Genomic DNA, 8,469 nt, shown 5'->3' with positions numbered 1-8,469 from the left:
ACCACCGCCGGAGGCGCCAACTCCGCCTGGGCCGTTTGACGCCCATCGAGTTCGAGACCATCATGAACACGACCGCCGCACTGGCGGCGTGACTACAACCTGTCACCTATTCGTGCAGCAGTCCCAACTCGTGGTGGAGCATCCCCGCGAGTGCGTCTTGCTGGGCCGGCGTGATCTGGACGCGCGTGTAGTAGTCCTCGACGAGTTTCTCGACGTCCTCGATGAGCATCGCCTGGCGCGTGCAGTCGGTGCGCTTGGAGTGCCGCCCGGAGCACACGAAGTAGCAGTAGACGTTGCCGTGGCGGTTCTTCGCGTTGGAGACGATGAGCCGTGATCCGCATTGGCCGCAGTGGATGGTGCCTTTGAGGTAGTGGCCGTGGACTTGGGTTGCCTCGACGGCGCACTGGTGCGCGGTGAGCACGGACTGGACCTGGTACCAGACCTCGGCAGGCACGAGAGCCGGGTGGTTGCCCTTGTAGCGGGTGCCTCGGTAGATGACATCGCCCTTGTAGTACGGGTTGGTCAGGAGGCGATGGATGGTGGACACGGCCAAGGGCTTCGCCGGCCTCTTCGGCGTGGGCAGGCTGCGCAGTCCGCGCGAGGTGAGTTCGTCGTGGAGCTGGCTGACGCTCCAGTTCCCGGAGGCGTATGCCTTGAAGGCCCACTCGATCATGGGCGCGCGCTCGGGGTCGAGTTCGATGGTGCGAAGCTCGCGGCCCATCTCGTCGCGCTTGCGGACGTTCAGATACCCGATGGGCGCTCGTCCGTTTGTACCGCCGCCGATGGCTTTCTGCGTCATGCCCTTGGTGACTTCGGTGGCGAGGTTGCGGGAGTAGAACTCGGCGATCGTGGACATGATGCCGTGCAGCAGCATCCCGGAGGGCGTCTCGTCGATGTTCTCCGACGCGGATACGAGCATGACCCCGCACTGTTGGAGTGCGAGGTGGATGCTCACATCGTCGGCTCGGTTCCTGGCGAGCCGGTCGACCTTGTGAACGATGCAGTACGCGACCTTGTTGGCCTTGACGTACTGGATCATCCGCATGAGCTCGGGCCGGTCGGAGGACTTGGCTGAGGCTCCCGCGTCAACGAACTCCTCGACGATGCCGGCGCCGAGCTGTTCGGCCTTGCGCCTGGTCGCTTCGCGTTGGGCGGGGATCGAGAAGCCTTCGTCGGTGCCGCCCTTCTCTGCCTGCTCACGGGTTGAGACCCGCAGGTACGACACTGCGACGGCAGCGGTCCGGGGCGGGTCGATGAGGCTGGCTGCCGGATCGTCGGCAATGGTGGTCATCGGTGGCTCACTCTCACGCGGTTCGACCCTCGCGCTCCCACTGCGGTGGGAGGGGCGTTGATCGTGAGAGCAGCCGGTGAAGGCTGTAGGGCGAGACCCGATGGTCTCGGTGCGTGTTGCCCGCCAGATGACGAGGTTTGGGCCACAACGCCCCGCGTTGCGAGGCTTGCGAGGTTCATTCTACCGGGCGGCCTCTGAGGTGGCCAGGTCATCGGGGGCCGCCCGGTAGGTGTCGGGCACCCGGGCCGCTTCGCGGGCGGCTCGGCTCTCGCCTGTCTCCTGCAACGTCAGCCGGATGAGAACTTCGGCGAGCTTGTGCAGGTCGGCGCGGTCGCGATGCACGGCCCGGACGGAGAACGACCGCTCCTCGTAGGGGCGACGGTCGGTCTTCTTGGCATAGCGGCTCATCGGTCTACGGACCCTCGTCGTCGGCGAGACTGGCGTAGAACTCGTCTTCGGCTTCCTGCCGCTTGCGGACCTGGGTGATCACGAAGTCCACGAACTCTTCGTCCCTGTCGTCGAACTTCACCTCCTGGATCGCGGGGGCGGGCTCTTCGCCGGGCCAGGCGGCCTGCCGGGTGGGACGGTCGCGGTCCCCGCGCGTACTGCAGGCGGTGACCCAGTAGCGGAGGCGTTCTCGCGCGTCTGCGAAGTCGCGATGCCAACCGAGGGGTGCGGACGCGTTCTGCTCGGGGTCGTAGGCAGCCAGCCAGTGCAGGTGCAACGCCGACAGCTCCCAGACCATCTCCGGATGGTGATGCCAGAACGGCGGAATCACCGAGACCTGAAGTCCGTAGGTGCGGCGCAGCCAGTCCACCCACCGGTTCAGCGCGAGCCATTCCTGCTCCAGCTCGTGAGCGGTGAGCAGGTTCCAGTTCACCGGGTGTGGCGGCTCGGGCATGTCGGCGTTGGTGACGCGGGGCGGCCCGTCGAACACGTCAGGCTCATCCACCTCGGACGGTCCGACGGGGACATCGGGTGCTGCGGGTTCTTGGTTCTGATCGTTCGTCATGGTCTGGCTCCCGAACTCACATGCTGACCGGCGCGGCCTGTGCCACAGCGTTCGTTCGCTGGGGCGGCTCGTAGGCGGCTGCGTCTCGTCCGGCCGAGTTGCGCGGGGTGCGGTCTACCTCGTAGCGGGTTCGCGCGGCGTCGTGGCCGATCTTCTTGGCGATGAACTCTTCGCCCTCGATCGCCTGGCCATTGCGCTCGTAGTTGACCGGGCGCGTGTAGCCCTCGGCCACGAAGTTGTCGCCCTGGGCGAAGTTCGCGTGTGCATGCTCGGCCGACCGTCCGAACATCACCAGGTGGTGGTAGGTCGTCTCGGTCTGGGTGAACGAGCCGTCTTCCTCGCGGCGGAAGTGCTCCTTGCCAATGCGGGCGAAGAACCTCGCGTCGCCCTTGGCCGTCTCGGTGAGCAACGGCTCCGAGGCGATGAAGCCTGACAGTGACTCCTGGGTATGAATGGCCATGATGGCGTCCTCCTGAACTCGGGCGACCAGCTGCACGTGGTCGCTGTGTCAGGCAGGTACGCCCCGGCACCCAGAGTCGTCAGGATGCGGGGCTGCGCAGGAGAGCTTCGAGCTCCGCGCGATCGCTGCGGAGCTGCGCGGCATCCTGCCGGGAGGGCCAGGCGCGTAGGTCGGTGACGATGGGTGGTGCGGAGCGGAGCATGGTGATGCCGGTGCCGAACGGCAGCGTGCGGATGCGGTCTGGCGGCAGGATCGGCACGCGGCGGATGGAGCGTTGGTTGGAGCGGGTACCGCCGTCCCCGAGAGTCACCGAGTCGGTGTACTCGTCGCGTTCGCCGATGAGGGTGGAAAGGTCTTGGAGGTCGCGGCTGTTGGAGGCGCCGCCGAGGATGATCTTGACGATGCTGGCGTCCCAGATCGCGCCGGCCTGGTGCTCGCTCCACCGGTCGCGGGCCTGGGCAAGAGACTGCAACACGGGCATGGTGGTAATCCCGGTGCCGCCACCTTCGGCCATGAGCGTCGGGAGCGACGGCAATGGCGCGAGGTTCCCGATCTCGTCGAGCGCGAGCAGCAGCGGCGGATCAAGCCTGGCTCCGGGCGAGCGGGCGGCGAGCCTGCGCGCTGTCTCGATGAGGTCTTCGACGAACGCCGCAACCAGCGACGCGGAGGCACCCGCACCTGCCCCGGTGGCGAGCAGATAGAGGGTGCCGTGCTCGGTGAGGAAGGTCTCGGGGTCGAACTGCTCGTCCGGCTCAGGTGACACCGCGTCGAGCACGCGAGGGTCGGCAAGCGCGGCGAGGGCGAGGGAGACGCCTTGCCAGATGCTGTCGCGGGTCTTGGGGTCGGCGTCGATCATCGCGGCCAGGGAGTCGTCCCAGCCCATCGCCGCGTTCGGGTGGGAGTTGAGGATCGCGACCGCTTCGGAGGCAGCCGAGGGGTCGAGGGTCCATCTAAACAGTTCGGCGGGTGGTCTGCCGTCGAGGGCTGCGGCGTGCAGCAAGCTCTGAAGCGCGGTGCGGGTCTTGCCCTCCCAGAAGCCTCCGGACTCCACCCCACCAGCGGAGAGGCCGGTAGCGGCGGCGAGGCCGTTGGCGCGGATCATCGCGGTCAGTGGGTCGTGGCAGCCGCGTACCGGTGACCAGCGCAGCCCGGCAGGGATGCCCTCGGCCAGGCGTTGCGGGTCGAACACCGCGACCGGGCCGCCGCGACGGCGGCGGGCGCGGAGGGTGGCGGTGAGGTTGTCGGGCCGGGTGCTGGTGGTGACGACCGCGCCGGGTGCGTCGAGGATCGCGTTGATGACGACATGGAGGCCTTTGCCGGAGCGGGGCGGGCCGATCAGCAGGATCGAGTCCTCGACCGATGCCCATACCTTCGTGCCGCGACTGGCTCCGAGGAGGTAGCCGACATCCTCCGGTGTTGGGGATTCCAGCGACGGCCGCAAGGTGTCAGCGCGGTGCAGCAGTGCCTTCGCCGATGCGGCCGTCTTCACTTCCTGGCTGGTGGCGGTCCCGGCGAGGCGGTGTGGGTCGGTCTCAGTCTTCCTGGTGTGGTGGCGCAGCATGATCCAGACCCAGACGGTCCCGGCGGCGAGCCCGCCGAGCATGACCGTGCTGATGAGCCAGTAGAGGATCGGGTTGAGCCCGTCGGCACCGAGTGCGGTCGCGGGGTCGGCGGGGTTGAACAGCACTCCGAGGCCCGCGGCCGGGCCGGCGTCCGGCTGTGGCAGGCCGGTGAGGAACGCGGTGATGCTGCCGGCTGCGCGCAGCACGAGCGCGATGCCGAACATGCCAATCAGCCCGATGAGGGCGGCGTTGGTGAGTTCGTCGCCCATGCCCCCTGTTTGTCGCTGGTTCATGTCAGCCGCCGCACTGCGAACGTGCCCGAGATGCGCCCGAGCAGGATGACTTCCTGCCCAGCGGTGTCGGGGAGGGTGTCTAGGTCGATGAGCGCGCGGGCGTCGCCGGTTCCGGTGGCGTCGGTGTGGGAGACGATCACAGCGGCGGCGACATCCTCACCGGGGACGAACCCGTCGGCGGTGACCTCCATCAAGCGCGGCTCCCGGCGTGCGTGACGACTCCGCCGCGTCTCCGGCACCGGCTTCTCCGGCAACGCCACGGCGCGTCGGGGTGCGCGGGGGCGGATGATGTCGGTGAAGACGCTCCCGTCGCACTCGCGCACCTCCACCCGGACCGCGACGGTTCGGTCCTTGGTGATGGCATCCATGAGCGGCCCGAAAGTCGTCCGCGTCCACGCGGTCTCGCCGGGTGCGGGGAATGGTGTTCCGTCGATGGTTGCGGTGAGGGTTCCGTCGGTGGCGACGGTGACGAGGACGTGCGGCAGTTCAACCTGAGCAGGGTTCTCGTCGTCGTTCGGGGTGGATCGGCGTGGGCTGGTGAGGTTCATCGGTGGCCTCCCGCCGCGCGGCTGCTGGTGTCGAACAAGGCGAGCTCGGCCGGGTGCAGCTGATGCTGCGTGACGAAGCTCCTGGCCTTGATCCGCCACAGGCCTTGGCCGACGCCGAGGTTCGGCAAGAGCTGCTGCTCGGTGCCGGTCAGGCCGAGCGCGGTCGCGGTCGGGCCGAGCTGGTCGGACTCCTGCCGGTACACGATCCGCGTCTCGGCGTTCGCGAGCAGTGAGTTTGCCAGTGATCGCATGGCTGAGCCTTGGTCGCCTACGTTGTCGAGGTCGGTGAGCTTGTGGAAGATCAGCATGTTCGCGATCCCGTAGTGCCTGGCGAGTCGCCAGTGTGCGTCCATCCGCCGCAGCAGCGCCGGGTGGGACATGAGCCGCCAGGCTTCGTCGTAGATCACCCACCGCTGCCCACCGTTCGGGTCGAGCAGCGCGGACTCCATCCACGCCGACGAGCACGTCATCAACACCGAGATGAGCGTCGAGTTCTCCGTGACCCGTGACAGGTCGAGGGAGATCATTGGCAACGACGGATCGAACTTGACCGTGGACGGCCCGTCGAACAGTCCCGCCAGGTCACCGGCCACGAGACGGCGCAGCGCGTGACCGACCAGACGGCCGTCCTCGACCAGCCGACCGTCGGCATCCGCGCTGGGGGCAAGGATGCGTTCGACGACCATCGGCAGGATCGGCACATCGTTCTCACGCACGGTCTGGGTCAGGGCGATGTCGATCGCGGTGTGCTCCAACGGCGATAGCCCGCGGGCGAGCACGGTCTCGGCGAGCGCACCGATCAGGTCACGACGCCGCGCCGCGACCGTGTTGGTCCACTGCTCATCCGACAGCCCGTCGGGTCGGTGGCCCTCGTCGAGCGGGTTCAGGCGGGTGTTGAGTCCGTGGCCGAGCACGATCGCGCGTCCGCCGACGGCGTTGGCGACCGCGGTGTGCTCGCCCTTCGGATCGCCGGGAACGTACACGCGCCGACCGAACGGCAACGACCGCGTGTAGAGGGACTTGGCGAGGCTCGACTTCCCAGAGCCGACGATCCCGGCCAGCACCACGTTCGGTGCGGTGATGATGCCGCGCGCGTACAGCACCCACGGGTCGTAGACGAAGCTCCCGCCCGAGTACAGGTCCTGCCCCACGAACACACCATCGGCACCGAGGCCACCCTCGGCGACGAACGGATACGCACCCGCCAAGGTCGCCGAGGTGTCCTGATGGCGCGTCAGATGGAACCGACCTGGCGTCCGCAACCGCGCGGCACCTGTCTCGCCGGCCTTCGGGAGGTAGATCGTGGCGCGCCGCTCAGCCCGCTCCTGCTCGGCCTTGACCCTGGCTGCGGCGAGTGCGGCCTTGCGCTGCTCGGCGTGGAGCCGGGCCTCTGCGCGGCGGCGCTGCTTGCGGAGCTTCCGCCGTTCCTTCGACGGTGCCACCAGAACGGCGGTGTGCAGCCGTTCCCGATCCTGGGTCACAGCCCCAGCCCCCGGGCCTGCTTCACCGCAGCGATCTTCGCCGGCTCGAACCACGACCCATCCGACTTCGGGGCCGGAAGGTCGGTCCGCTTCGGAGCGTCCGGCGATGAGTAGGACACCAGCAGCTCCGGGCCGTCCCGCATCGGGGGTGGCCCGGTCTGTGCCGCTTCCTGTGCCTCGGTGTCGGGTTCGGTGTAGCGGCGCAGCAGGGAGACGTACCCGATGTGCGGGTTGACGACCAGCGCGTAGTCGCCGGAGATCGCCACCTGGTCGTTGGTGCCCTCGCCGGGCTCGTCGTAGACGTACCCGTTCTCCAGCGCGGCCTGTGTGGTTTCGTCGCCATAGTCCCGCTGTGCGAGGTAGTCCACCGCATCGACATGTCCCAGCTTGCCGAGGATGCGCAACGGCCGGTCGGCCTCCTCGCCTTGGAGGAAGACCACGCTGACCCACCGCGACGGCGCGGCCTCCTCGACAGTCGGCTCGGGGTGCCAGGCGATCCGCCCGGCGGCGATGAACCCTTCCGCGAGCCGGTCGTAGGCCCGGTCGACGAGATTCGCGGCCTGGTGTAGCTCTTGCGCAGCAGCAAGCGCGTCTCGCGCTCCTGCTTCGTGGTTGCCAGCGTCGTTGAAGGCGTGCGCGGCCTTGCGCTCATGAACGTCGGCGATCTGGTCGAGGACCTGCCGCAGCGAGCGCATCCCCGAGGACAGATCACCGATCACCCCATACATCTCGGCGGGCTGATCGAAACCCCGGCTCGCGTGGGCCAAGCCTCGCAGCGCCTCGGATGCCTCAGCGGCATCGGCAGTCGAATCGAAGAACGTGGGCATGGTCGGCCTCCTCGCGAGTCGTGTGATGGGGAGGTGTGCTGCGATGACCCCAGGCGCTGTCGGAGGTGGCTGACATACTTGATGGAGGCGTCGGAGGGAGGCACGAGGCAGTCACCGGCGAGAAGGAGAGCCCACATGGACGACCCGCGCGACGAATCCGGTAGCGACGATGCCGTTGGCAGGCAGACCTCGGAAGATGGTCAGATCAGGTCCGACGCACTTGAACTCGCAGCGTTCACGACCCTCGTCGAGGTGACGCCAGGCGTCGCAGTCGTATTCGGCGAAGTCCCCGACGGTCTTGAACTCATCAGCCTTGACATGGTGCCGTCCTTCGACCGCGCTCAGCTCTCCACCGCTCTCGGTTCCTTCGGCAACGCAGGCACGATCGTCGGGAACGTCGCGGAGGCTGTGTCGAGCGCGCAAGGCCTCTTCCGCGTCAACGATGCGACGCTGTCTCTGTTGAAGAGCGGTGGTCAGATGGCCGCGAAGGACGGCGCGAAGCTCGGAGCGATCTTCAAGAACGGTGAACTGGTCGCGCAGGCACGCTTCATCCCCGCGTCGATGACGGCCGCCACGGCGATCGCAGCCATCGGCCCGGCTGTCGCCATGATCGCGCTCCAGATGCAGCTCGGTGAGATTTCGGGCCTCGTCCGCTCCAACATTCAGCTCACGACGCAGACGCTCAAGGCCATCCGGAACGAGCAATGGGCAGAGCTTGAAGGGCTGGCGGAGTCCGTAGATGAGGCAGTCAAGGAGACCCGCGAACTCGACGCCATCACGGACTCTGTCTGGGAGCCCATTGCTCCCAGCGGCCCCAACATCCGCAAGCAGTTGAAGTTATACCGCAAGAACGTGGCAGGCCATGTCCAGGAACTCGGGAAGCTCGACGGTCGTGCTCGCCGCCAATACCTCGAATCCAACGCCGAAGCGATCGTCTTCGATACGTACGCGCTTCTTAGCTCGCTCAAGACCCACGCGGAGTACCAGGCTGTCCG

Annotated in this window: 9 protein-coding genes; 1 reads left to right on the top strand and 8 read right to left on the bottom strand. The window is 67.6% G+C overall.

The genetic code is table 11. The features are described 5' to 3' along the window. Positions 1-106: 106 nt before the first annotated feature. From ACIQ0W_RS15795 to ACIQ0W_RS15760, 8 genes are all read right to left on the bottom strand, one after another. The gene (locus tag ACIQ0W_RS15795; protein ID WP_396643605.1) at positions 107-1,291 is read right to left on the bottom strand and encodes a recombinase family protein; all 1,185 of its coding nucleotides are present in this window, start codon (positions 1,289-1,291) and stop codon (positions 107-109) included. A 180-nt stretch (positions 1,292-1,471) separates the two neighbouring features. After that, entirely contained in the window at positions 1,472-1,699 is a 228-nt protein-coding gene (locus tag ACIQ0W_RS15790; protein WP_090587791.1) for a hypothetical protein, read from the bottom strand. A gap of 4 nt (positions 1,700-1,703) precedes the next feature. Further along, positions 1,704-2,303, bottom strand: coding sequence for a hypothetical protein (locus tag ACIQ0W_RS15785; RefSeq protein WP_175460191.1), 600 nt, complete (start codon positions 2,301-2,303; stop codon positions 1,704-1,706). A 16-nt stretch (positions 2,304-2,319) separates the two neighbouring features. After that, a complete protein-coding gene (locus tag ACIQ0W_RS15780) occupies positions 2,320-2,763 on the bottom strand; it encodes a single-stranded DNA-binding protein (RefSeq protein WP_090587789.1) in 444 nt (147 codons plus the stop codon). A 79-nt stretch (positions 2,764-2,842) separates the two neighbouring features. After that, entirely contained in the window at positions 2,843-4,618 is a 1,776-nt protein-coding gene (locus tag ACIQ0W_RS15775; protein WP_090587788.1) for a type IV secretory system conjugative DNA transfer family protein, read from the bottom strand. Further along, positions 4,615-5,166 carry a hypothetical protein gene (locus tag ACIQ0W_RS15770; RefSeq protein WP_090587786.1) on the bottom strand — a complete coding sequence of 184 codons (552 nt, stop codon included), beginning with the start codon at positions 5,164-5,166 and terminating at the stop codon, positions 4,615-4,617. The genes ACIQ0W_RS15775 and ACIQ0W_RS15770 overlap by 4 nt, the downstream gene beginning before the upstream one ends. Next, entirely contained in the window at positions 5,163-6,647 is a 1,485-nt protein-coding gene (locus ACIQ0W_RS15765) for an ATP-binding protein (protein ID WP_090587784.1), read from the bottom strand. Before ACIQ0W_RS15765 ends, ACIQ0W_RS15770 begins: the two co-directional genes overlap by 4 nt. Further along, complete coding sequence (locus ACIQ0W_RS15760; protein ID WP_090587782.1) at positions 6,644-7,474, bottom strand: hypothetical protein; 831 nt, start codon at positions 7,472-7,474, stop codon at positions 6,644-6,646. Before ACIQ0W_RS15760 ends, ACIQ0W_RS15765 begins: the two co-directional genes overlap by 4 nt. A gap of 135 nt (positions 7,475-7,609) precedes the next feature. On the opposite strand from ACIQ0W_RS15760, the gene ACIQ0W_RS15755 reads away from it, so the two are divergent. After that, the coding region (locus tag ACIQ0W_RS15755; RefSeq protein WP_396643604.1) for a hypothetical protein at positions 7,610-8,469 on the top strand (860 nt) is incomplete at its 3' end.

It is taken from the genome of Microbacterium sp. (assembly GCF_044340635.1).
Lineage (GTDB): Bacteria > Actinomycetota > Actinomycetes > Actinomycetales > Microbacteriaceae > Microbacterium.
The sequence above is the reverse complement of the archived record's forward strand: the minus strand, read 5'-3'. Positions and strand labels throughout refer to the sequence as shown.

What these genes read in the sequence shown, in the direction of transcription:
- ACIQ0W_RS15795 (WP_396643605.1), bottom strand. Translation starts at nt 1,291, where the DNA reads ATGACCACCATTGCCGACGATCCGGCAGCCAGCCTCATCGACCCGCCC.
- ACIQ0W_RS15790 (WP_090587791.1), bottom strand. Translation starts at nt 1,699, where the DNA reads ATGAGCCGCTATGCCAAGAAGACCGACCGTCGCCCCTACGAGGAGCGG.
- ACIQ0W_RS15785 (WP_175460191.1), bottom strand. Translation starts at nt 2,303, where the DNA reads ATGACGAACGATCAGAACCAAGAACCCGCAGCACCCGATGTCCCCGTC.
- ACIQ0W_RS15780 (WP_090587789.1), bottom strand. Translation starts at nt 2,763, where the DNA reads ATGGCCATTCATACCCAGGAGTCACTGTCAGGCTTCATCGCCTCGGAG.
- ACIQ0W_RS15775 (WP_090587788.1), bottom strand. Translation starts at nt 4,618, where the DNA reads ATGAACCAGCGACAAACAGGGGGCATGGGCGACGAACTCACCAACGCC.
- ACIQ0W_RS15770 (WP_090587786.1), bottom strand. Translation starts at nt 5,166, where the DNA reads ATGAACCTCACCAGCCCACGCCGATCCACCCCGAACGACGACGAGAAC.
- ACIQ0W_RS15760 (WP_090587782.1), bottom strand. Translation starts at nt 7,474, where the DNA reads ATGCCCACGTTCTTCGATTCGACTGCCGATGCCGCTGAGGCATCCGAG.